The sequence below is a fragment of the Aeromonas sp. 84A genome, assembly GCF_051919345.1.
Classification (GTDB): domain Bacteria; phylum Pseudomonadota; class Gammaproteobacteria; order Enterobacterales; family Aeromonadaceae; genus Aeromonas; species Aeromonas veronii.
The window spans coordinates 1,369,561-1,391,738 of sequence record NZ_JBQBEW010000001.1; the positions used below are offsets into that span (position 1 = coordinate 1,369,561).

Sequence of the window (22,178 nt, forward strand, 5' to 3'; positions counted from 1 at the left end):
TCCGTATCACAGGGCGCGGCGGCCTTTTACCAGCAGCCAGATGAAGAAGGGGGCGCCGAGCAGGGCGGTGATGATGCCCACCGGCAGTTCGGCAGGGGCCAGCAGGGTGCGTGCCAGCATATCGGCTGCCAGCAGCAGGGCGGCGCCAAGCAGGGCCGATAGCGGCAGCAACCTGACATGGTTGGGGCCCGCCAGCAGGCGCACCAGATGGGGCACTACCAGCCCGACGAAGCCGATCATCCCCGATACCGCCACCGCCACCCCGACGCCCGCTGCGGTGAGCAGAATCAGGCGACGTTTGAGGGATTGCACATTGACCCCCAGATGACGGGCCTCTCCTTCACCCAGCAGCAGGGCGTTGAGTGGATTGGCATCGCGCATAAAGAGCCACAGCAGGGCCGCCAGGGTGAGCAGGGCCAGCGCCACATCGGCCGGTTTGCCTGCCGCCAGCGTGCCCATCTGCCACAGGCTCAGGTTGCGTAGCATCTGATCGTCCGCCAGATAGGTGAGCAGGCCGATCACCGCACCGGAGAGCGCAGTGATGGCGACCCCAGCCAGTAGCATGACGGTGACCGAGGTGCCGCCCTCACGGGTGCCGAGCAGATAGACCAGGGTGGTGGTGAGCGCGCCGCCGAGAAAGGCGAGCAGCGGCAGCAGACCAACCCCGATGGTGGCTTGCAGCTGCTGGCCGAGGGGGGCCAGCAGCACGATGGCGAGCGCCGCGCCGAGCGCCGCACCGCCGGAGACACCTATGATGCCTGGGTCAGCCAGGGGGTTGCGAAACAGCCCCTGCATCACTGCGCCACATAGCCCGAGGATCCCCCCCACTGCGATGCAGAGCAGGGTACGCGGCAGGCGAATTTCCTGCACGATCAGCAGCTTGTGTGACTCAATCCCGCTCTCCTGCCCGGCAAACAGCGCCCGCAGACTCTCGCCCAGGGTGAGGGTCATGGGGCCGGTTGCCAGCGAACCGAGCAGCAACAGTGCCAGTGCGGCCGTGGTGAAGGCCAGCAGCCAGGAGAGGGGTAACCGCATCATGACCCCTGCTTGATCCACTGGGCGATCTGGTTCGCCTGTTGCAGGGAGTTGAGGCTCAGGCCCCCTTGCAGGGCGTGGCCGTCGATGGCGTGAATGGCGTTACGCTTGCCAGCCGGGGTGGCGGCCAGGGCGGGCACTTCTGCCAGCACCTTGGCCGGATCGGCATATTGCTGCCAGTCACGACCGCTGACCAGTACCAGATCGGGCTGCATCTCGATGAGGGATTCTGCGGATACCGGCTTGTAGTTGCGCAATTCGGCGACCGGATTGATGCCGCCCGCCAGCGAGATCAGCGCGCTGGCGGTGGTGTCCCCCCCGGCGATGCTGGTGGGTTGCCCCTTGTGCAGCAGCAGGAAGGCGACCTTGAGCGGTTTGTTCTGTTTGGCTTGCGCCGCCAGCTGATCGGTCTGAGCCTGGATCTCTGCCTTCAGGCGATCGCCAGCGGCTTTATCGCCCAGCAGGCTGGAGAGGGTGTCGATACGCTGGTTGAGGTTGGCGAGGGTCGGCGCGGTATCCAGCACCTCTACCTTGACTCCGGCACGGCGCAGCTGATCCAGGGTCGGGGCCGGGCCCATCTCGTCGCTGCCCACCAGTCGGGTGGGGGAGAGGCTCAGGATCCCTTCGGCGGCCAGTGCCCGGTGATAACCCACCTTGGGCAACCCTTTTGGCAAGGGGCTGCTGACATCGGTGGCGATCAGGCTCGATTCACCGCCAAGGGCCAGAATGAGTTCTGTGGTGGCTGGGCCGATACTGACGATACGCTCTTTCTGTCCGTCGGCGGCAACGGCAGAGAAGGGAGAGAGTGAACTGCAGAGCAGGGTGATGGCGAGGGCAAGACGACGGCCCATGCTAACCTCCGAAGGGGTGAATGAAACGGGTGTGCCGCCGAGAATATCAAGGCTTTGGAAAAAATGCACTGATAATGATAGCAATTATCAATTGCATTGGTTTCGGTGCTTTATTAGAGTAGCCGCCATGATAAACAGCGGGACAATATGGTCCCGCAGAGGGAGAAAATATGAGCATTGCACAACGCATTCACGCGCTGCTGGAGCAGGATCCCGGCGCTCATCCGTCCACCCTGGCGGCCCAGCTTGCCATCAGCGAATGGGAGGTGGTTCGCCATCTGCCCGCCGAGCTGGTGACCCTGCTACCCGCCGATCGTGCGCAAGGTCTGCTGGAAGATCTGGCCGACTGGGGCCCGGTGACCACCATCGTCGAATCAGAAGGTTCCATCTTCGAGGTAAAAGCCCCCTTCCCGAAAGGCAAGGACGCACGCGGCTACTACAACCTGATGGGCCGCGACGGTGAGCTGCATGGTCACCTCAAGCTCGACAACGTGGCGGGGATTGCGCTGGTCAGCAAGCTGTTCATGGGCAAGGAGGGGCACTCCTTCCAGTTCTTCGGTCACTCCGGCCGCTGCATTTTCAAGGTCTATCTGGGTCGCGACGAGAAACGCCAGCTGCTGGCCGATCAGGTCACCCGTTTCATGGCGCTGCGCCACAACTCTCAAGAGGAAGTCAAAGCATGAGTGAACGTCAGGAGCGTCTGCAGAACCGCCTGCAACCGGAGATCCGCGAGTTTCGCGACAGCTGCCGTACCCTGCAGCTCGCCACCGTCGATGGCGAAGGCAATCCCAACGCCAGCTATGCCCCGTTCGTGCTGCAGGAAGATGGCTACTATGTGCTGATCTCCGAGATCGCCCGCCACGCCCGCAACCTGCAACAGGTGCCGCGAGTATCCCTGATGCTGATCGAGGATGAGAGCGGTGCCCGCGAGCTGTTTGCCCGCAAGCGCTTGACCTTCGATGCGGTAGCCGAAGTGGTGGCCCGTGACGACGCTCGCTGGAGCAAGGCGGTCGCAGCGCTGGAGGGGCGTTTTGGCGAGATCATCAAGGGTCTCTCCAACCTCAAGGATTTCAAACTGTTCCGCCTCAAGCCGGAGCAGGGGCTGTTCGTCAAGGGCTTCGGCCAGGCGTTCGCGGTCTCCGGTGACGAGCTGGTGGATTTCGTCCATCTGGTGGAGGGGCACAAGCGCATCGACAACGGTGCCGAGCTCACCAGCCCGGCCGATGCGCCTGTCTGATAATCTCTGTCAACCACGACAGCCGTCATAACAAAACGGGCAGCCAATTGGCTGCCCGTTTTTATTGCGTTATCTCATCCGGCCTGATCAATCCTGCCAGCTGGCCTTGTTGGGAAAAGCGCGACGATCGGCGTCGGTGGCCGTTTCGTTGCACTCTCCCCGCACCTTCCAGGAGGTCTGGCTCAGTACGATGTAGCCCTGGCGGCAATACTGCTTGGTCGCCAGGGTCTCGGTCAGCAGGTTCTCCTGTAACGCCTCCCGCTGCTCCAGCAGCCGCTGGCTCTGGGCCGCCGAGAGGCCGCGCGGCAAGGTGTCGTTGGGCGCGGCTTCAAAGGTGAACCGCTTGCTCCCCTCTTCGTTGATGTGGGTTAGAAACAGGGGTTCCGGCCCGTCATACTTCTGTCCGGGCAAGCTGGAGCAGGCCGACAGCAGGGGAACAATCAACAACAGGGTGGCAGACAACAGGCGCACGACAGACTCCAGTGAGAAACGAGGCGAGGCTCGCAGATTAGCACGGCTGCAGGGCGGGTGTTACTGCCAGCAGCTCGTCGGTGGTGAGCAAGGTGACACTGCGCCCCTCCGGCAGGCTGAGGTGGCGCCACATCCAGTGATGGTGCTCGGTGATCTGGGCTGCGCTCAGATGGGGGCGATCGGCGGTGGTGTGACCATCGCTCAACACCAGCACCTCGTACCCATGGGAGGCGGCACTGCGCACCGTGGTATCGACGCAAAAATCGGTGGCGCAGCCACAGAGAATGAGTCGATCGACCGGCTGCTCGGCCAGCAGGAAGGCGAGCTCGGTATCGAGAAAGCTGTCACATGCTGTCTTGCGCACCCGGCTATCTCCTTTGGCCGGTTGCAGCGCACTGTGCAACTGCCAACCCGGGGTGCCCGGTTCCAGTTCGGTGCCGGGGGGCGAGTCATGCTGGATATAGATGACCCGTCCCTGTTGCTGCCTGACATGGGCCGCAGCCCGATTGATATTGGCCAGCACTTGCTCCTGGCGGTAACGGGGCTCGTTGAACAAGCCTTGCTGCACATCGATGATCAGTAACACATCCATTTTCTTACCCGCCGTTTCCTTGAAGATTAGGGTTGCAGCCACTGGCTGCAGTCACGACTGCGGGATTGATGCAGCGCGCCCATATCTTGCTTCATCTCGTCACTGTTTTGCCAGCGCTTAGGCAGCGGCATGATGGTTACCTGCACATCGGCTGCGGGATCTGCAACAGAGGTCTCATCTGTGCGGGGAACCACCAGCGCCACCTTGAGGGCAGGATTGCGGCTGGCGATGCGACTGGCGAGTCCAAGCCCCCCCTCGACGTGGAAATTGCCAGCGATATGCATGATCTGCTGGCCCGGGTGCTTGGCGAGATAATCCACCATGCTCTCGGCCATGGTGTCATCCCAACTGGTCTGGGCGGCGAAGCGGCGGGCGTTGCTGTCGGCATCGCCGTGGTGCATGGAGGCCATAAATTTCTGGCGATAGGGGTCATCCCCCAGCGTCAGCTGGCGGGCCAGCTGGCTGCGACGTGCGGCTGGCAGTTTGTCGAGCCACTCAGCCCCCTCCTGACCGACACAGCTCACCAGTGGCTTGGGGGCGTTGGCGGCGATCACCGGCATCCGGTGAGCCTTGGCAAACTCCACCAGCGGGCGGTAGTCGCTTGGATAGTTGGGCCAGGCGTTGCCTTCGCGGATCAAGGCCGCTTCACCAATCTGGTTCGCCAGATAGGCATCCAGCGTCTTCTGATCGGCGCGGCTGAACTGCTCCATGGAGAGGGCCAATGGCCGCCCGTGCTGCTGGCCAGCGGTGTAAAGTCCGCTCAGCAGGCGCGATTGCAACAGATGCACGGCGGGATGGCTGTGCAGCTCACCCACCAGAATGATGTCGGCGTTGGCAATGTACGCGATCGCCTGCTCCAGCGTCAGGTCTGCGTCTCCCTCGCTGCTTAGCCGGTAGTCATAGAGCGTTTGCAACTGTGATGACACGGTTGGCTGGGTGGGGGTGGCACAGGCTGCCAGTAGCAGCGGCAGGGCGAGCAGGGGAAGTCGTCTAATCATGGGATCTCACGGCTGATATGCCCGGATGCCGGTGCATCTCGGGGGGCTAATAGAGAATAAGGGCAACACAGGGCGACAGTGTAAAACCAATTTGGTTCAAAACAAATGAGAATGATTTCGTTTCTTGTTGATCTTTGTCGAGAGCCGGGTAATATGCGGCCTGTTTGATAACAGTTCTCAATAAGGATTCGCTGTGACCCATCATAACGCACTCTCTCTGGTTGCCCTCGCCGTGGCCGCCGGTCTCTCTTCCCAGGTCTTTGCTGCCACCCAGAAGGCGGATGAAGTCGTGGTCGTCAGCGGCTCACGGATGGAGCAAAAACTGGAAGATGTCTCTGGCCCCATCTCGGTGATCACCGCCAAGCAGATTGAAGAGCAGGTCGTCACCAACGTCGCCGACCTGTTCCGCTACGAACCCGGTGTGACCGTGCTCGGCGGTCAGGGTGATGCGCAGACCTTCATCATCCGCGGCATGGGGGAAAACCGGGTCAAGGTGGTGCGCGACGGTGTGCGCCAGAACGATGCCTACAGCAAGGGCGGTGTCGGTCAGAGCTACTTTGATACCGACATGATCAAGCAGATAGAAGTGGCCAAGGGGCCCGCTTCTGCCGCCTACGGCTCCGATGCGCTGGGTGGCGTGATTGCCATCACCACCAAGGATGCCAGCGACTTCCTCAAGGGCAAGGATAGTTATCTGGATGTGACCAGCGGTTACGCCTCCAGCAGCCACCAGAAGATGGCGGGCTTTACCGGCGCCCTGCGCACTGGTGAAGTGGAGAACCTGCTGCGCTACACCTGGCGCGATGGCGGTGTGACCCAGAATTTCGACTCCACCAAGAACGACTTCGATATCGGTACCCACGCCCTGCTGCTCAAGAGCAAGTGGAACCTCTCCGATGAGCAGTTCCTCAAGCTGACCGTTGACTACCTGACCGATGGCGAGGAGCCGGATGCGGTCAAGCTCAACAAGGTCGGTACCGGTACTGCCCGTGTCTTTGATCAGCCCATCACCGACAAGCAGACCGACAACCTCTCTGTGGTGCTGGATCACGGCATCGCGTTGAATCAAGGCTGGGCTGATCGGATGGATAGCAAGGTCTACTTCGCCCGCACCAAGCAGACACTGGATCAGTACGCCTCATCCAAGTATCCGGTCAGCCCCGGCAATCCCTATGTGACCAAAAACTCGCTTGATCACAACGTGTTCGATCAGAAGAACATCGGCGCCCAGCTGCAGTTCCACAAGGCGGTCGCCAACCACCGTCTGGCTTGGGGGGCTGAATACGAGCACACCGACAACGAACGTACTCGTTACAAGGGGCCGACGACTCCCGGTGATTTTGTCGGCTACAACGAGCTGAGCTTCCCGGCGACCACCAGCGAGCGCAGCGCCCTGTGGGCCTTTGACGAGATCAAGTTTGGCGAGCGCTGGGTACTGACCCCGGGTGCCCGTTATGACTACTACCGGATGACCCCGGACAACGATCCGGCCTACACAGGCGACAAGCTGCACAAGTTCTCCGAAGGGGAGTTGTCACCCAAGCTGGGTCTGGTGTTCAAGGCCCACGAGGCGGCCAACCTGTTCGCCCAGTACAGCCACGGTTTCAAGGCTCCCATGTATGACAGCGCCTTCTCCACCCTGAACCATCAGGCGTACGGCTATCGCATCGAGCCCAACCCGAACCTCAATCCGGAGAGCAGCGACGGCATCGATCTTGGCGTGCGTGGCAGCAGCAACGGCTTCAGCTATGAAGTAGCCAGCTTCTACAACAAGTTTGAAGACTTCATCGAGATGGTGGAAGTGGGCAAAGAGGGGCGCACCGCCGTCTACCAGTACCAGAACCTGAGCAAGGCGACCACCAAAGGGGTCGAAGCCAAGGCGGATTACTGGCTCAACGACATCGTCAATGTCTGGGGCAACCTCGCCTACATCGAAGGCAAGGATGGGGATGGCAACTATATCAACAGCCTGAGCCCGCTCAACGGCTCCATCGGTGTGCGTCTGGAACAGTCCCAATGGAACTTCAACACCGCGCTGCGCTTTGCTGACGACATGGACAAAGTCCGTAAAGACAGCAAAGGCAAGGATTACGTGAAGAGCGCCGGTTGGGGGGTGGTAGATATGTACGCCCAGTTCAACCCGATGACCGACCTGCAGCTCAACGTCGGGGTCTTCAACCTGTTTGACAAGGAGTACACCAGCTATGAGCGCATCGCCGGTCGTGCCGAGGGCTCCGATAACAGCATGATGACCGAACCGGGCCGCAACCTGAGTGCACGGGTCAAATACGTATTCTAAAGAGCAAACAACAGACGCAGATGATCAAAGGGGCTTCGGCCCCTTTTTTGTCGCCGCCATGTTGTGACGATGGAGCAGAGCAAATGTTTGCCTAAAAAAGAAATCCGCCATGGGCGGGTGGAAGGATTGCAACACTAACCAGGAGGAGGTGTTACCAAGTAGACCCCGCCTCTTCGGTAATAGTTCAATTTTATTGAATTTTTTTCGTTTTCTGCGCAGGGTTTCCATCGGGATCTGCGGGGGCGGATGGGTTATCATTCTGCTCCCGTCATCCGGTTGCAGAGGATCTATGCCCGCGTTCTCCTGGTTAGCGCTCTTTTTCGGCGCCTTCTATTTTGTCTACGGTGCTTACTTGCCGTTCTGGTCGCTCTGGCTGGAGGGGGTGGGCGTCAGCGCCGAGATGATTGGTCTCCTGCTGGGGGCGGGGATGGCGATCCGCTTTGCCGGCAACCTGATGGTGATGGGGCAGATCAAGGGGGCGGGCCATCTGCTGCCGATTACCCGGTTGCTCTCCCTGCTCAGTCTGCTGGCGTTTCTCGGCTTCTATCTCAGTCATAACCTCTGGTGGCTGGTGGGCTTGACCCTGCTGGCGAACTTTATCTATCCGACCCTGATGCCGGTGGGGGAGGCGCTGGCGACCCGCATGGTGGTGCAGGCGCACCTCGATTACGGCAAGGTGCGGCTGTGCGGTTCGTTTGCCTTTATTGTCGCCTCTACCCTGGTGGGGGCGCTGGTGGGCAACTTCGGTAGTGACTGGATTTTGCACACCATGGTGGCGGGGCTGGTGCTGATGCTGCTGCTCAGCTGGTTGCCGCTCTATCCCGCACCACAGGATAGTCAGGGCGAGCGGGCCAAAGCCTCCCTGCTGGCAACCCTGCGCAGCGCGCCGGTGCGCCGTTTCCTGCTGCTGACCGCTCTGCTGCAGGGGAGCCACGCCGCCTATTACGGTTTCAGCGCCATCTACTGGAAGGCGCAAGGATATAGCGGCACCATCATCGGCTATCTCTGGGCGCTCGGGGTGGTGGCCGAGATCTGCATGTTTGCCGCCGACAAGCGTTTCTTGCAGCGCTTTGGCGCCCAGAGTCTCTTTATCGCCGGTGCCATCGGTTGTGTGGTGCGCTGGGTATTGCTGGGGGCCTCGACCGAGTTGTGGGTGCTGGTGCTGGGGCAATTGCTCCACTCGGTGACGTTCGGCATGAGTCATCTCGGGGCGGTGCGTTTTATGACTCGCCAGCTGCCCGCCGAGCAGTTGATCCCGACTCAGGCGCTCTATGCGGCCCTTGGCCTCGGCATGACGGTGGCGGCCCTGATGGCGCTCTGCGGCGTGCTGTTCGAGCCTCTCGGCGGTGGCATCTTCTTCCTGATGGTGCTGGTGGTCTTGCCGGTGTTCTTCCTGCGGCTGCGCCCCTTTGCGCCGTCTGCGCAGGAGAGTGCTCCAGCCTGATATTTGTCTATTTCACCTAACAAAAGGGAGAGCCACGGCTCTCCCTTTTTCGTTGCTGCGGTTTGCGGCGTTACTGCTGCTCGCCAAGATAGAGGCGGCTGAGACGGCGCCAGGTATCCGAGCCGATGGTGCCGGCAAGCAGCTCATTGGATGCAGCATCAAAGCGGCCATCCGGCAGCCAGCCCAGTTGGGGCAGCAGTTGCGCCAGCGTCACGTCATTATGTTGCAGCTCCCGCTCCAGCGCTTCCCAGAAGGCGCTCCCCTTGACGTAAAAGAGCGGGTAGTAGGAACGATCGCCAGCCATCACCTCGCGAGCCGCCCGATAGAGGCCACTCTCGCTATGGGGCAGCTGTTTGCCCCGCTCGGCCAGCTCGTTGACCGCCGTGACCTGATGCAGCCGAAAGCGGCGCAACGCCTTGATGGCGAGGTACTCGGCGAGGCTCTCGTTGACCCAGGTGGGTTGTGGAGCCGAGTGGCGAGCGCTGAGGATATGCACCGCCTCGTGGGCCGAGGTGCGCAGCAGGCGCAAGGGGGCCTGTGGCTTCGGTTTGCCAGCCTCGGTGGGGTAGTTGGCGACAAACACCTGATCTCCGGTGGCACCGCCGAGGGAACGGGTCGCCACATCCCGCCCCAGCCACACCAGTTGCCATGGATGAGTGGGCGGATCCACATCAAGCTGGAAGGCCAGATAGTCGATGATCTCATTCAGTTGCTGCTGCAAGGCCGGCAGATCGAGCTGATTGGCGGTCTCGTCATGGCTCAGCACCAGCCGCGGATCCGGCTTGGTGACGGGCACTGTGTCCAGACCAAACGGCAGGATCAGCGGCGGCTGGTTGACATCCGGCAGTGGTTGGCAGCTGCCATCCGGCAGACAAACCTTTCCTTGGCGACTCCCCATCTGGCGCACAAAGTTACCCCACTCGGTCAATAGCCACTGATTGGGAGCAAACAGCAGCGACTGTTGGGCCGAGGCATCAGCACCCTCTGCCGGAGCCGGTGTGAGCGTTATCTGCCAGCCGATCTCCTTGCAGGAGAAGGGCTGGTTGAGGGCAACCGGCTCGTTGTTTGCAAGGCAGACCAGCGCGGGGGAAGCCGGTGTGGCACTGCCCGGCAACTGGCGGGCGGGGTGCAGGGTAAAAGGGGGCTTGCCCTGCATGGTGAGGCGCACTTGCAGCACATTGGCGCTGGCGCCCTGCTCGATAAGATAGCGGGGGCCGCTCGCGTCATTGCCAGCGCAGGCCCACAGCGGCAGCAGCCACAGGGCAAACAGGGTGATATGACGACTCATAAGAGGGTTAGCGCTCCTGCTCGTAGCCCAGCAGATCGCCGGGCTGGCAATTGAGTTCACGGCAGATGGCCTCCAGAGTGGAGAAGCGCACCGCCTTGGCGTGGCCATTCTTGAGGATCGAGAGGTTGGCCTCGGTGATGTCGATGCGCTGGGCCAGCTCGCGGGCGGTCATTTTGCGGTCGGCCAGCAGGGCATCGAGTCGGATGATAATGGGCATAGGATCCTCACACCGTCAGTTGCTGTTCATCGGCCAGCAGTTTTGCTTCGCGAATGACCAGTGCCAGCGCCAGCACGATCAGTCCCGCCAGCAGTACCCGAAAATCGGAGGTACTCAGTGCTATGGTACCGAGTACTTCCGGACCTCTCATGGTGAGCACCGTATCCAGCAAGGGGGTCAGGATCAATTCGACCAGGAAGGTTGCACAGAGCAGCACTCCGATCTGCCGGTAGCGGCGGATCTGCTCGAAGGTGAAGAGCAGACCGGCGCGGTAGCCGCGAAACAGCTGACGCAGTTGCCACAGCATCATCATAAAGACCAGATCCGGCAACAGCTGTACCAGGGTGCCGAGCAGCCGGGTGGAGAAGTGAAGGGGATAGTCGGCAGGATTGATGCCGGGGCGGCTCAAGATGGTGTTGAGCTTCTCCTGCAGAAAATCGGCACCACCGAAGGGGGTCCACACCTCCAGCAAGGTGATCAAAGGGGTCGCCAGCAGTGCCAGCAGCAGCAGCCATTCGATCAGCATGCTCGAGCGTTCGAGTTTGTTGGAGATCATCTCATTCCTCACTGTGATGGTTTTATCTGAAAGGTAAAGTTTATCGTTTATCAATATTCGCATCGGCAGTGTTTATTGTTTTACGATATACAGTCAAGATAAAACTTATTGAAAAACGATAATTTCAATCTGTCCGAAGGGGATGACTTTTGGCTGCAGCCTCTCTAGACTGGCGAGGTTGTATACAAAAACTCAACATGGACAAGGAGTTATCGATGCACCAGGGATGGCTGCTGATCGGATTGTCGCTCACCTATCTGGGGCTGCTGTTTCTGATCGCCTTCGTGGCAGACAAGCACAAACGGCACCGTCTCAAGGGACAACCGCTGCTCTACAGCCTGTCGCTGGCTGTCTACTGCACCTCCTGGACCTTCTTTGGCACAGTGGGGCAGGCGAGTGAATCCCCCTGGTCGCCGGTGCCCATCTACCTTGGCCCCATGCTGGTCTTTCTGTTTGGCTGGCGGCTGCTGGCCCGCCTTATTCTGGTGGCCAAGCGCGAGCACATCACCTCCATCGCCGACTTTATCGCCGCCCGTTACGGCAAATCCCAGCGGCTCGCCATGGTGATCTCCCTCATCGCCATCATGGGGATCCTCCCCTATCTGGTGTTGCAGCTCAAAGCCATCGTCACCGGGCTGGATCTGCTGATGGTCAACAGCGGCGGCATCAGCCCGACCAGCAACACCAGCGAGTTGGCGCTCGGGGTTACTCTGCTGCTGGCGCTGTTCAGCATCCTGTTCGGCACCCGCCATCTCGATGCCACCGAGCACCACAGGGGGATGGTGGTGGCCATTGCTTTCGAGTCGGTGGTCAAATTGCTGGCCTTTATCGCGGTGGGGGGCTTCGCCCTCTGGCTGATCCTGAGCAAACCCGGCGAGGCTCACGAGCAGGTGACCCGCGACTTCTTTGCACAGGTGGTGGCAGTGAGCCCCGGCAACCTGCTGGAGCTTACCATCTATACGGTGCTGGCGATGTGCGCCGTCATCTGCCTGCCGCGCCAGTTTCATGTGACTGTGGTGGAGAACAATCAGGGGCAGGATCTGCACTGGGCGCGCTGGATCTTCCCGCTCTACCTGTTCGTGATGGGGCTCTTTATCTGGCCGCTGGCACTGGCGGGCAAGCAGTGGGTCGGGGCCGACATGGCCTCCGACACCTATGTGATCAGTCTGCCGATGGCCCTCGGGTTCGATGGCATGGCGATGCTGGCGTTTCTCGGCGGCACCTCGGCGGCCACCGGCATGGTAATCGTCTGCACCATCGCACTGGCGATCATGGTGAGCAACGATCTGGTACTGCCGGTGCTGCTGCGCCGCTTCTGGCGGCAGGGGCGCGACGAGCGGCTGGTGCGGCTGCTGTTGCAGGTGCGCCGTGGCGCCATCCTGCTGATCTTGCTGGCGGCCTGGGGGCTCTATCTGTGGCTCGGGGATCTCACCAGCTTGTCGCGCATCGGCTATCTCTCCTTTGGCGCGGTGGCCCAGTTTGCGCCGGCCCTGCTGCTCGGCCTCTACTGGCGTCATGGCAATCGCAAGGGGGTTTATCTTGGGTTGAGCCTCGGAGTGAGCCTCTGGTTCGTTACCCTGCTGGTGGAGAGTGGCTTGCTGGCCGGTTCACCGCTGGCCGAACTGCTGGCGCCGCCGGACTGGCCTGCGTTTCGCGAGCTGAGTCTCGGAGCCTGGTGCATCTTCCTGAGCCTGCTCTTCAACTTGCTAGGTTATGTGGCCGGTTCCTTGTTGTCGCGCCCTGCGGTGAGCGAGCGGCTGCAGGCGGCCAACTTTGTCGGCAAGCCGAGCCGCGATACCGCTGCCCTCTATCAGGCGCGGGTCTCGGTCAAGGAGCTGGAGATGCTGGCGGCCCGCTTTGTCGGTTCAAGCCGGGTCAAACGCGCCTTTGGTCGTTTCGCCGGTGAGCGGGGCGGCACCCTGGCGCCCCAGATGCAGGCTTCGGCCGAGCTGATTGCCCACACCGAGCGGCTGCTGGCGGGGGTGTTTGGTACCTCGTCGGCACGGCTGGTGCTCGCCTCGGCCCTGCAGGGGCGCAACATGCAGCTCGAGGAGATCGCCACCATAGTCGATGAGGCCTCCGACGTGTTTCGCTTCAACCGCGGCCTGCTGCAGGGGGCGATTGAGCATATCGGGCAGGGGATCTCGGTGGTGGACAGGGAACTTCGGCTGGTGGCATGGAACCGCCGCTACATCGAGCTGTTCCACTATCCGCCGGGGCTTATTCAGGCAGGGCGCCCCATCGAGGAGATCATCCGTTACAACGCCCAGCAGGGACTCTGTGGCCCCGGTGATATCGAGGATCACGTGGCGCGGCGGGTTGCCTTTATGAAGCGCGGTAGCGCCCATATCTCGGCGCGGGAGCGCCCGGACGGGCGGGTGATCGAGATGCAGGGCAACCCCATGCCCGCCGGCGGTTTTGTCATGACCTTTACCGACATCACGCCGTTTCGCGATGCGGAGCGGGTGCTGCGCGAAGCGAACGAACATCTGGAGGCGCGGGTGGCCGAGCGCACCCGTGAGCTCTCCGAACTCAACCGCCAACTATTGCTGGTGAACCAGCAGGTGGAGCGGGCCAATCAATCCAAGAGCCGTTTTCTGGCGGCGGTCAGCCATGATCTGACCCAGCCCCTCAACGCAGCCAAGCTCTTTACCTCCTCCCTGCTGGAGATGTTGCCCGATGCTGGCGAGCAGGCCCGCATCGCCCGCCATATCGACGATGCGCTGGGGGCGACCGAGGATCTCATCACCGATCTGCTCGATATCTCGCGGCTCGAAGCGGGCAAGTTCAAGGCCAAGAAGCTCGACTTTGCCCTGCGCGATCTGCTCGACAACCTCAAGGCGGAGTTTGGCGTGCTGGCCCAGGCGGGGGGGATCCACTTCTCGGTGGTGGAGAGCAAGCACGCGGTGCACAGCGATGTGCGGCTACTGCGCCGGGTGCTGCAGAACTTCCTGACCAATGCGTTTCGCTACAACCCGGGGGGCAGGGTGCTGCTTGGTTGCCGCCGGATGGGGGAGAAGATCCGCATCGAGGTGTGGGATAACGGCCCCGGCATTCCGCAGGACAAGCAGGAGGCTATTTTTGACGAGTTCTCCCGTCTCGATCACTCCCGTACCGCCAAGGAGCAGGGGCTGGGTCTGGGGCTTGCCATCGCCCGCGGCATCTCGCAGGTGCTCGGTCATCAGCTCACATTGCAGAGCTGGCCGGGCAAGGGATCGGTCTTTGCGGTGACCCTCAATCTGGCGACCCGGCCGGTCACGGCCCATCAGCTGGCGGCGCCGGTGGTGCGTGACAGCCAGCTGGAGGGGGTAGCCGTGCTCTGTATCGACAACGAGCGGGACATTCTGACCGCCATGAGCACCCTGCTCGGCCGTTGGGGCTGCGAGGTGCGCTGCGCCGTCGATCTGGCCGAAGCCGAGGAGCTGGTGGCACAAGGGTTTGTGCCGAGACTGGTGCTCTCTGACTACCACCTCGACGACGGCAAGACCGGGTTGGAGGCGCTCGCTGCCCTGCAACGAGTGTGTGGCGACGAGCTGGGAGGGATCATCATCAGCGCCGATCGCAAGAGCGAGCTGCAGGCGCAGATCCGCGAGCGGGGGTATGGCTACATCAGCAAACCGGTCAAACCGCTCAAACTGCGAGCCCTGATGAACAGTCTGCTGCTGCGCTAGCCGCAGCCGGGGCGGCTAGCCGTGAACCGGCTCACAAAACCGCGCAATGATCCTGTGGCCCGTGGTCATGGATAAATGCCGAAAACAGAGATTTATTGGCGAAGATCTCTTCATCTTCCTGCGTAATGGCTGCCAGTTAGTGCATTGGCTTGCCACTGTCGGTGAACGCCGACAGTGGCAGACCGGATTGGCTCACTCTATAGTCGGGATGCGATTTTTTGCATCGCAAATGAAGTAACCGAAGGGCAAACCGGTCGAAAGGCCGGGACGCAAAGCTTCCGGTCCAGGGATGAGCCGTACTTGAGATAGCGGGGCCACCACAGGTTGTTGTGCACCTTTGCCAAGAGGCCGCACTGCCGTCTGCGTTACCTGTCAGGGCGTAGCCCTTTTCGTTGCCAACATAACGAAATAGGGAAATATAAAAATGCTAAGTCCAAAGCCTACCATGCTGGCCCTCGCGGTCGGTCTGTGCTGCGCCTCGTCCGCTTATGCTGCGGCGCCCGGCAAGCCCACCATCGGATGGGGCCCCACCAAGTTTTCCATCGTTGAAGTCGATCAGGCGGCCACTGCCTACAACAATCTGGTCAAGGTAAAGGATGCCGCCGATGTGGAGGTGAACTGGAACCTCTGGAGCGGCGATCTGGGGCAGAGTGCCAAGGTGCTGCTCAATGGTCAGGAGGTGTGGTCCGGCCCCTCGGCCGCGGCGGGCAGCGCCAAATTCAAGGTGAAGAAAGGGGGGCGCTACCAGATGCAGGTGGCGCTGTGCAACGCCGATGGCTGTACCCTCTCTGATGCCAAGGAGATCGTGGTTGCCGATACCGATGGCAGCCATCTGGCGCCACTCAAGGCGCCGCTGCAGGAGAACAACAAGCCCTACGCCAACAAGTCCGGCAAGGTGGTGGGGACTTACTATGTGGAGTGGGGGGTCTATGGTCGCAAGTTTACGGTGGACAAGATCCCGGCCCAGAACCTGACCCATATCCTCTATGGCTTCACCCCCATCTGCGGCGGGGATGGCCTCAATGACAGCCTCAAGGAGATCGAAGGGAGCTTCCAGGCGCTGCAGCGGGCGTGTGCCGGCCGGGCCGACTTCAAGGTGGCGATGCACGATCCCTGGGCCGCCATCCAGATGCCGCAAGGCAGCCTCACCGCCCATGACGAGCCCTACAAGGGCAACTTTGGCGCCCTGATGGCGCTCAAGCAGGCCTATCCGAACCTCAAGATCCTCCCCTCGGTCGGCGGCTGGACCCTCTCCGACCCCTTCTATTTCCTCGGTGACAAAACCAAGCGCGATGTGTTTGTCGGCTCGGTGAAAGAGTTCCTGCAGACCTGGAAGTTCTTCGACGGTGTGGATATCGACTGGGAGTACCCGGGCGGACAGGGGGCCAACCCGAAACTGGGCAGCCCGAGTGATGGTGCGACCTATGTGGTGCTGATGAAGGAGCTGCGCGCCATGCTCGACGAGCTGGAGGCAGAGACCGGTCGCCAGTATGAGCTCACCTCGGCCATCGGGGCGGGGGGCGACAAGATCCAGGATGTGGACTACAAGGCGGCCCAGCCCTACATGAACCACATCTTCATGATGACCTACGACTACAACGGCGCATGGAGCAACACCGAGCTGGGCCACCAGACCAACCTCTATGCGGCGAGTTGGGACCCCGCTACCAAGTACACCACCGATAAGGCGGTGAATCAGCTGCTGGCGCAGGGGGTTGAACCGGGCAAGCTGGTGGTCGGTGCCGCCATGTATGGCCGTGGCTGGACCGGGGTGAGCGGTTATCAGGGCAATAACCCCTTCACCGGCAAGGCGACCGGCAAGGTGAAAGGCACCTGGGAGGACGGAGTGGTGGATTACCGCGACATCGTCAACAACCGGATGGGGGCGGGCTGGGAGAAGGGCTATGACGAAGTGGCCGAGGCGCCCTATCTGTTCAAGGCGGCGACCGGCGACCTCATCACCTATGACAACGAGCGCTCGGTCAAGGCCAAGGGGCAGTATGTGCTGGCCAACAAGCTCGGTGGCCTCTTCTCCTGGGAGATCGACGCCGACAACGGCGACATCCTCAACGCCATGCACGAGGGGTTGGGCCACGGCGAGGGGACGACTCCACCAGCCAACAAGCCGCCGCTGGCCAACGCGGGCAGTGATCTGAGTGTCACCGGCCCGACCGAGGTGACGCTGGATGGGTCGGCCTCACACGATCCGGAAAACAGCGTGCTCAGCTACAGCTGGAAGCAGATCTCCGGCCCGCAGGCCGCTCTGCTTGATGCCACTCAGGCCAAGGCCCGGGTTGTACTCGATGCCGTGTCCGCCGACATCAATCTGGTGTTCGAGCTGACAGTGACCGATGACCAGCAGTTGAGTGCCAAGGATCAGGTTGTTGTCACCAACAAGGCGCCGCAGGCCAATCTGGCGCCGGTGGTGAGTGTACCTGCCACGGCCTCTGTGGAGGCGGGCAAGCAGGTGACCATCAAGGCGACCGCCTCTGATCCGAACGGTGATCCGTTGACCTATCAGTGGAGCGTACCGGCCGGCATCACCGCAACGGGTCAGAACAGCGCCACCCTGGTGGTGACTGGCCCGAGTGTCACCAGCGACACTGGCTATGACCTGAGCGTCACCGTCTCCGACGGCGGGCTGGATGCCAGTGCGGCAACCCGTCTGACGGTCAAACCGGCCAGCAGCGGCGGTGGTTGCACGGCGACCGATCCGGATGCGGTCAATTGGCCAGTCTGGAAAGCGGCCAGCACCTATAACAGCGGCGACAAGGTGAGCCACAACCAGCTGGTGTGGCAGGCCAAGTACTGGACCCAGGGCAACGAGCCGAGCCGCACCGCGGATCAGTGGTTGCTGGTGAGCAAGGTGCAACTGGGTTGGGATGCCAATGTGGCCTACAACGGTGGCGAGCTCACCACCCATAACGGCCGTCAGTGGAAGGCGCAGTACTGGACCAAGGGTAATGAGCCCGGCAAACACGACGTCTGGCAGGATGTGGGAGCCGCCAGCTGTAAATAAGCATTGAATGGTGGCGGGGCATGCCGGTCATGCCCCGTTTTTTCTCCCCGCACAGCCACATCCTGGCGGGTCTGCCAATCGGTTTCCCCACCCAGCTTCTCTTTTGTGCCTGCAAAGCAGCCCTTCCGGGCTAGTGATTAATGCTCTCCCCGATAGCTGGCATCTGTGCCGCACGCTGCTCTTTGTGGTGCCGCTTGTGTTGGTACATGTCGGTATCGGCCCTGGCAAACGCGGCGGCAAAGTCGCCGCGATAGGGGGCCATCCCCATGCTGCACGAGATAGTGGGGGAGGCGCTGGCCAGCATGGCCGTCAGCTTGGCCATCGTCTGTTGCAGCTCGGTCGGTGTCAGAGTGGTGAGCAGCACAAACTCATCCCCGCCGAAGCGGGCGGCAATCACCCCCTGACCGAAGTGCTGGCGTATGCCATCAGCGATAAGGCGCAGGGCCTGATCACCCGCCAAATGGCCACTGCTGTCATTGAGCTGCTTGAGATTATCCATGTCGATCAGCAGCAGGGTGCCTTCCGGCTGCCCCTGCAGAGCGAGTTCGAATTGCTGTCGATTGGCGAGCCCGGTCAGCTGGTCGGTATTGGCCAGCTGATAGATGCGGCGGGACTGCTGATAGATGGTGATGGCGTGGCGAATATCCCGCGCCAGGATCGCCATCAGGTGGCTGTCGTAGCGGGTAAAGGCATTACGTTTGCTGCTGTCCATATTGATCATGCCGTAGAGCTGACCATCGATATGGATCGGGGTCGCCAGCGTGGCCTGGATGGGCAGGTCGGTGCAGTTGACCAGCAGCTCTCTGTCCTGTTCGGATAGGGGCATGGTGGCATTTATCTTCGAAAGGTCGTTGATCAGCAGTGTTTTGTTGCAGCGCCCCTGAGTCAGCTTGTACTGAAAGGTGTGCTCCAGCGGCAGATTGATCCGCCGCAGTTTCACCAGATCCATGCCGATGGCTGCTTCATACCTCAACATGCCTGTGCCCGGCAGCAGCTTGATCAGGCAGCCCATCTCGGCCCCCGGGATCAACATCACGGCTCGTCTGAGCAGGTCCTCCAGAAAGGCCTCTTCGGTCTGGTATTGCGCCGAGTTGCGGGCCAGTTCGGCGGTGGTTTCGTTGATCTTGAGCGCCTCACTCAGATGCTGCCACTGGCGGTGCAGATGGTAGCGGTAGTGGCGATAGAGCCAGAAGGTGCAGATAAGGTAGCTCTGGACTAGCAAGGTGCTGGCAAGCGGCGCCCTTTGCCAGCCATTGAGGCTGTTGATAAGCCAGATCATCCCGGCCAGTGGCAAGGCATAAATCGTCAAACGAACAAATTTGTCGTATCTGGATAACCGGGTGCGTGAGGGCAATTCGCTGGGCATGAAGACACCTGCTGGCCATGCAAAGCGGCGATTATAAATTCATTAGTTGCGATACAGATGGGTCTTTTGTCGCATATTGTTCTTACTCATTGATTTTTCTCAATTTGGTGTGATGCAGATCAAAAAAATGGTGTGAGGTATCTGGTTGGAGGTGATTAGATTATGTCTGCATATCCGGCTGTTTTTTAAACATTAATTTCTTGAAAGTGGGTAATTGTCGGGGTTGGTAACCGGTGGGCGGACAATGGTCCGATTTGCTTACTTATCAGAATTACCCTACAGTCAATCGGCGATTATTTATCGCCAGAAATAACGTTGTGACAAGGGCAAACCGATTGAAAAGTCGGGACGCAAAGCTTCCGGTCTAAGGGTCAAGACGACCTAGGATAGCGGGGCCACCACAGTAGAATGCAGGCTGCCTTTGCCAAGGGGTGGCCGTTTTTGTGTCACCTGTCGTGTTGCGTTGCCCTTTCGTTTTTCCAATAACGAAAAGGAAAGCAATATGCTAAGTCCAAAACCCGCACTGCTGGCCATGATGGTCGGTACCCTGCTCGCCTCCTCCTCCTCCGCTTATGCGGCAGCTCCCGGCAAACCCGCCATCGGTTGGGGTCCCACCAAGTTTGCCATCGTCGAAGTCAGCCAGTCCGCGACCGCTTATAACGAGCTGGTCAAGGTGAAGGATGGCGCCGATGTGACCGTCACCTGGAATCTCTGGAACGGCGATATTGGCCAGAGTGCCAAGGTGCTGCTGGATGGCAAGGAGGTGTGGTCCGGACCCTCTTCCGCCGCGGGTACCGCCACCTTCAAGGTGCACAAGGGGGGCCGCTATCAGATGCAGGTCGCGCTGTGCAACGGCGATGGCTGTACCCTGTCTGATGCCAAGGAGATCGTGGTCGCCGATACCGATGGCAGTCACCTTGCGCCGCTCAAGCCTGCCCTGCAGGAGAATAACAAACCCTATGTCAACAAGTCCGGCAAGGTGGTCGGTACCTACTATGTGGAGTGGGGGGTCTATGATCGCAACTTCACCGTGGACAAGCTGCCGGCCCAGAACCTGACCCATATCCTCTATGGCTTCACCCCGATCTGTGGCGGTGATGGCCTCAACGACAGCCTCAAAGAGATTGCCGGCAGCTTCCAGGCGCTGCAACGTGCCTGTGCCGGGCGCAAGGATTTCCAGGTCGCCATTCACGATCCCTGGGCCGCGCTGCAAAAAGGGCAGGGGTCACTGGTCGCCTGGGATGAGCCCTACAAGGGCAACTTCGGCAATCTGATGGCCCTCAAACAGGCCTATCCGGACCTGAAGATCCTCCCCTCCGTCGGTGGCTGGACCCTCTCCGACCCCTTCTTCTTCATGCATGACAAGGCCAAGCGCGACGTGTTCGTCGCCTCGGTCAAGGAGTTCTTGCAGACCTGGAAGTTCTTCGACGGCGTCGATATCGACTATGAGTTCCCGGGTGGCGATGGCGCCAACCCCAATCTGGGGGACAAGACCAAAGATGGTGAAACCTATGTGCTGATCATGAAGGATCTGCGCGCCATGCTCGACGAGCTGGAGGCCGAGACCGGTCGCACCTATCAGCTCACCTCCGCCATCGGTGCCGGTTACGACAAGATTGAGGATGTGGATTACAAGGCTGCCCAGCAGTACATGGACCACCTCTTCGTGATGAGTTACGACTACAACGGTGCCTGGAGCAATACCTCCCTGGGTCATCAGGCCAACCTCTATCAGGCTACCAACGGCTCGGCCAACAAGCGCTACAACACTGATGCAGCGGTGCAGCAACTGCTGGCGCAGGGGGTCGACTCCGAGAAGCTGGTGATCGGTGCCGCCGCCTACGGTCGCGGCTGGAAAGGGGTGAGCGGTTATCAGGGCAATGACCCCTTCACCGGCACCGCCACCGGCAAGATCAAGGGCACCTGGGAAGATGGCGTGCTGGATTATCGCCACATCGTCAACAGCCATATGGGCGCAGGCTGGGAGTACAACTACGACGAGACTGCCGAAGCGGCCACCCTGTTCAATCCCTCCACCGGCGAGCTGATCACCTATGACGATGAGCGCTCGGTCAAGGCGAAAGGCCAATACGTGCTGGCCAACAAGCTGGGCGGGCTCTTCTCCTGGGAGATCGATGCCGACAACGGCGACATCCTTAACGCCATGCATGAAGGTCTCGGTCACGGTGAAGGGGTCACTCCGCCAGCCAACAAGCCGCCGGTAGCCAACGCGGGCAGCGATCTGAGTGTCACCGGCCCGACCGAGGTGACGCTGAACGGCTCCGCCTCCCATGACCCGGAAAATGGCACCCTCACCTATAGCTGGAAGCAGGTCTCCGGCCCGCAGGCCGCTCTGCTTGATGCCACTCAGGCCAAGGCCCGGGTTGTACTCGATGCAGTGTCCGCCGACATCAATCTGGTGTTCGAGCTGGCAGTGACCGACGACCACAACCTCACCGCCCGCGATCAGGTGGTGGTGACCAACAAGGCGCCGCAGCCCAACCTGCCTCCGGTGGTGACTTTGCCCGCCAGCGTCAAGGTGGAAGAGGGCAAGCAAGTGACCATCACCGCCAAGGCATCCGACCCCAACGACGACGAGCTGATCTACCAGTGGCAAGTGCCTGCCGGTATCACGGCGACCGGCCAGAACAGCGCCACTCTGGTGGTCACCGGCCCGGCGGTGGATGTCGAAACCGGTTATGACCTCTCAGTGACCGTCTCTGACGGTGCGCTCGACGCCAACGCGGCAACCCGCCTCACCGTTACCCCGATCAACGAAGGCGGTGAGGGTGGCTCTTGCAACACCACAGATCCGGAAGCAGCCAACGTTCCCGCATGGCAGGCCAGCAAGGTCTACAACGGCGGTGACAAGGTGAGCCATAACCAGCTGGTATGGCGTGCCAAGTACTGGACTCAGGGCAATGAACCGAGCCGCGCCGCCGATCAGTGGGCGCTGGTGAGTCAGGTTGATCTGGGTTGGAACGCAGCCGTTGCCTACAACGGCGGGGATCTCACCAACCACAACGGCCGTCAGTGGAAGGCCAAGTGGTGGACTCAAGGCAATGAGCCGGGCAAGCACGATGTCTGGCTGGATATCGGGGCAGCAAGCTGTAACTGAGGCCTCCTCACCGATG

General features: G+C 61.0%; 16 protein-coding genes and 2 riboswitches. Of the genes, 7 read left to right on the forward strand and 9 right to left on the reverse strand.

Going from position 1 to position 22,178, the window contains the following annotated elements:
• Positions 1-6 precede the first annotated feature (6 nt).
• Positions 7-1,038, reverse strand: coding sequence for a FecCD family ABC transporter permease (locus ACTG20_RS06405; protein WP_005335261.1), 1,032 nt, complete (start codon positions 1,036-1,038; stop codon positions 7-9).
• Positions 1,035-1,886 carry a heme/hemin ABC transporter substrate-binding protein gene (locus ACTG20_RS06410; protein ID WP_042080088.1) on the reverse strand — a complete coding sequence of 284 codons (852 nt, stop codon included), beginning with the start codon at positions 1,884-1,886 and terminating at the stop codon, positions 1,035-1,037. The genes ACTG20_RS06405 and ACTG20_RS06410 overlap by 4 nt, the downstream gene beginning before the upstream one ends.
• A gap of 170 nt (positions 1,887-2,056) precedes the next feature.
• Here ACTG20_RS06410 and hutX point away from each other — a divergent pair, with 170 nt between their 5' ends.
• Positions 2,057-2,569, forward strand: coding sequence for a heme utilization cystosolic carrier protein HutX (hutX, locus tag ACTG20_RS06415; RefSeq protein ID WP_005362516.1), 513 nt, complete (start codon positions 2,057-2,059; stop codon positions 2,567-2,569).
• The gene (hutZ, locus tag ACTG20_RS06420; protein WP_005335257.1) at positions 2,566-3,123 is read left to right on the forward strand and encodes a heme utilization protein HutZ; all 558 of its coding nucleotides are present in this window, start codon (positions 2,566-2,568) and stop codon (positions 3,121-3,123) included. Before hutX ends, hutZ begins: the two co-directional genes overlap by 4 nt.
• Before the next feature lie 87 nt (positions 3,124-3,210).
• Here the strand turns inward: hutZ and ACTG20_RS06425 are convergent, their stop codons facing one another.
• Genes ACTG20_RS06425 through ACTG20_RS06435 form a run of 3 tightly spaced genes read right to left on the reverse strand, consistent with a single transcriptional unit; the run spans position 3,211 to position 5,184 of the window.
• Positions 3,211-3,594 (reverse strand): hypothetical protein, encoded by a 384-nt coding sequence (locus ACTG20_RS06425; RefSeq protein ID WP_005335256.1) that lies wholly within the window; start codon positions 3,592-3,594, stop codon positions 3,211-3,213.
• 37 nt (positions 3,595-3,631) lie between these two features.
• A complete protein-coding gene (locus ACTG20_RS06430) occupies positions 3,632-4,186 on the reverse strand; it encodes a cysteine hydrolase family protein (protein WP_005335255.1) in 555 nt (184 codons plus the stop codon).
• 26 nt (positions 4,187-4,212) lie between these two features.
• Positions 4,213-5,184, reverse strand: a complete 972-nt coding sequence (locus ACTG20_RS06435; protein WP_194495524.1) for a ChaN family lipoprotein — start codon at positions 5,182-5,184, stop codon at positions 4,213-4,215.
• Between the two features lie 193 nt (positions 5,185-5,377).
• Here ACTG20_RS06435 and ACTG20_RS06440 point away from each other — a divergent pair, with 193 nt between their 5' ends.
• Positions 5,378-7,483, forward strand: a complete 2,106-nt coding sequence (locus ACTG20_RS06440) for a TonB-dependent hemoglobin/transferrin/lactoferrin family receptor (RefSeq protein WP_194495523.1) — start codon at positions 5,378-5,380, stop codon at positions 7,481-7,483.
• 289 nt (positions 7,484-7,772) lie between these two features.
• Complete coding sequence (locus ACTG20_RS06445) at positions 7,773-8,927, forward strand: 3-phenylpropionate MFS transporter (protein WP_194495522.1); 1,155 nt, start codon at positions 7,773-7,775, stop codon at positions 8,925-8,927.
• Positions 8,928-8,997: 70 nt separating this feature from the next.
• Here ACTG20_RS06445 and ACTG20_RS06450 read toward each other — a convergent pair whose 3' ends face one another.
• From ACTG20_RS06450 to ACTG20_RS06460, 3 genes are read right to left on the reverse strand one after another with little or no spacing between them, the layout of a single operon-like run.
• A complete protein-coding gene (locus ACTG20_RS06450) occupies positions 8,998-10,215 on the reverse strand; it encodes a hypothetical protein (RefSeq protein ID WP_194495521.1) in 1,218 nt (405 codons plus the stop codon).
• Between the two features lie 7 nt (positions 10,216-10,222).
• A complete protein-coding gene (locus ACTG20_RS06455) occupies positions 10,223-10,432 on the reverse strand; it encodes a helix-turn-helix domain-containing protein (RefSeq protein WP_194495520.1) in 210 nt (69 codons plus the stop codon).
• A gap of 7 nt (positions 10,433-10,439) precedes the next feature.
• Positions 10,440-10,988: a DUF2975 domain-containing protein gene (locus ACTG20_RS06460; protein WP_194495519.1), complete on the reverse strand. Its 549-nt coding sequence runs from the start codon at positions 10,986-10,988 to the stop codon at positions 10,440-10,442.
• A 215-nt stretch (positions 10,989-11,203) separates the two neighbouring features.
• On the opposite strand from ACTG20_RS06460, the gene ACTG20_RS06465 reads away from it, so the two are divergent.
• Both ACTG20_RS06465 and ACTG20_RS06470 read left to right on the forward strand, forming a co-directional pair.
• Positions 11,204-14,659 carry a hybrid sensor histidine kinase/response regulator gene (locus ACTG20_RS06465; protein ID WP_194495518.1) on the forward strand — a complete coding sequence of 1,152 codons (3,456 nt, stop codon included), beginning with the start codon at positions 11,204-11,206 and terminating at the stop codon, positions 14,657-14,659.
• A 234-nt stretch (positions 14,660-14,893) separates the two neighbouring features.
• Positions 14,894-14,981: riboswitch (cyclic di-GMP riboswitch) on the forward strand.
• A gap of 102 nt (positions 14,982-15,083) precedes the next feature.
• On the forward strand, positions 15,084-17,678 hold the full coding sequence (locus ACTG20_RS06470) for a glycosyl hydrolase family 18 protein (protein ID WP_194495517.1): 2,595 nt from the start codon (positions 15,084-15,086) through the stop codon (positions 17,676-17,678).
• Positions 17,679-17,808: 130 nt separating this feature from the next.
• On the opposite strand, the gene ACTG20_RS06475 is transcribed toward ACTG20_RS06470, so the two are convergent.
• Positions 17,809-19,044, reverse strand: coding sequence for a sensor domain-containing diguanylate cyclase (locus tag ACTG20_RS06475; protein WP_194495516.1), 1,236 nt, complete (start codon positions 19,042-19,044; stop codon positions 17,809-17,811).
• A 315-nt stretch (positions 19,045-19,359) separates the two neighbouring features.
• Positions 19,360-19,447: riboswitch (cyclic di-GMP riboswitch) on the forward strand.
• A gap of 99 nt (positions 19,448-19,546) precedes the next feature.
• On the opposite strand from ACTG20_RS06475, the gene ACTG20_RS06480 reads away from it, so the two are divergent.
• A complete protein-coding gene (locus ACTG20_RS06480) occupies positions 19,547-22,162 on the forward strand; it encodes a glycosyl hydrolase family 18 protein (protein WP_194495515.1) in 2,616 nt (871 codons plus the stop codon).
• Positions 22,163-22,178 lie beyond the last annotated feature (16 nt).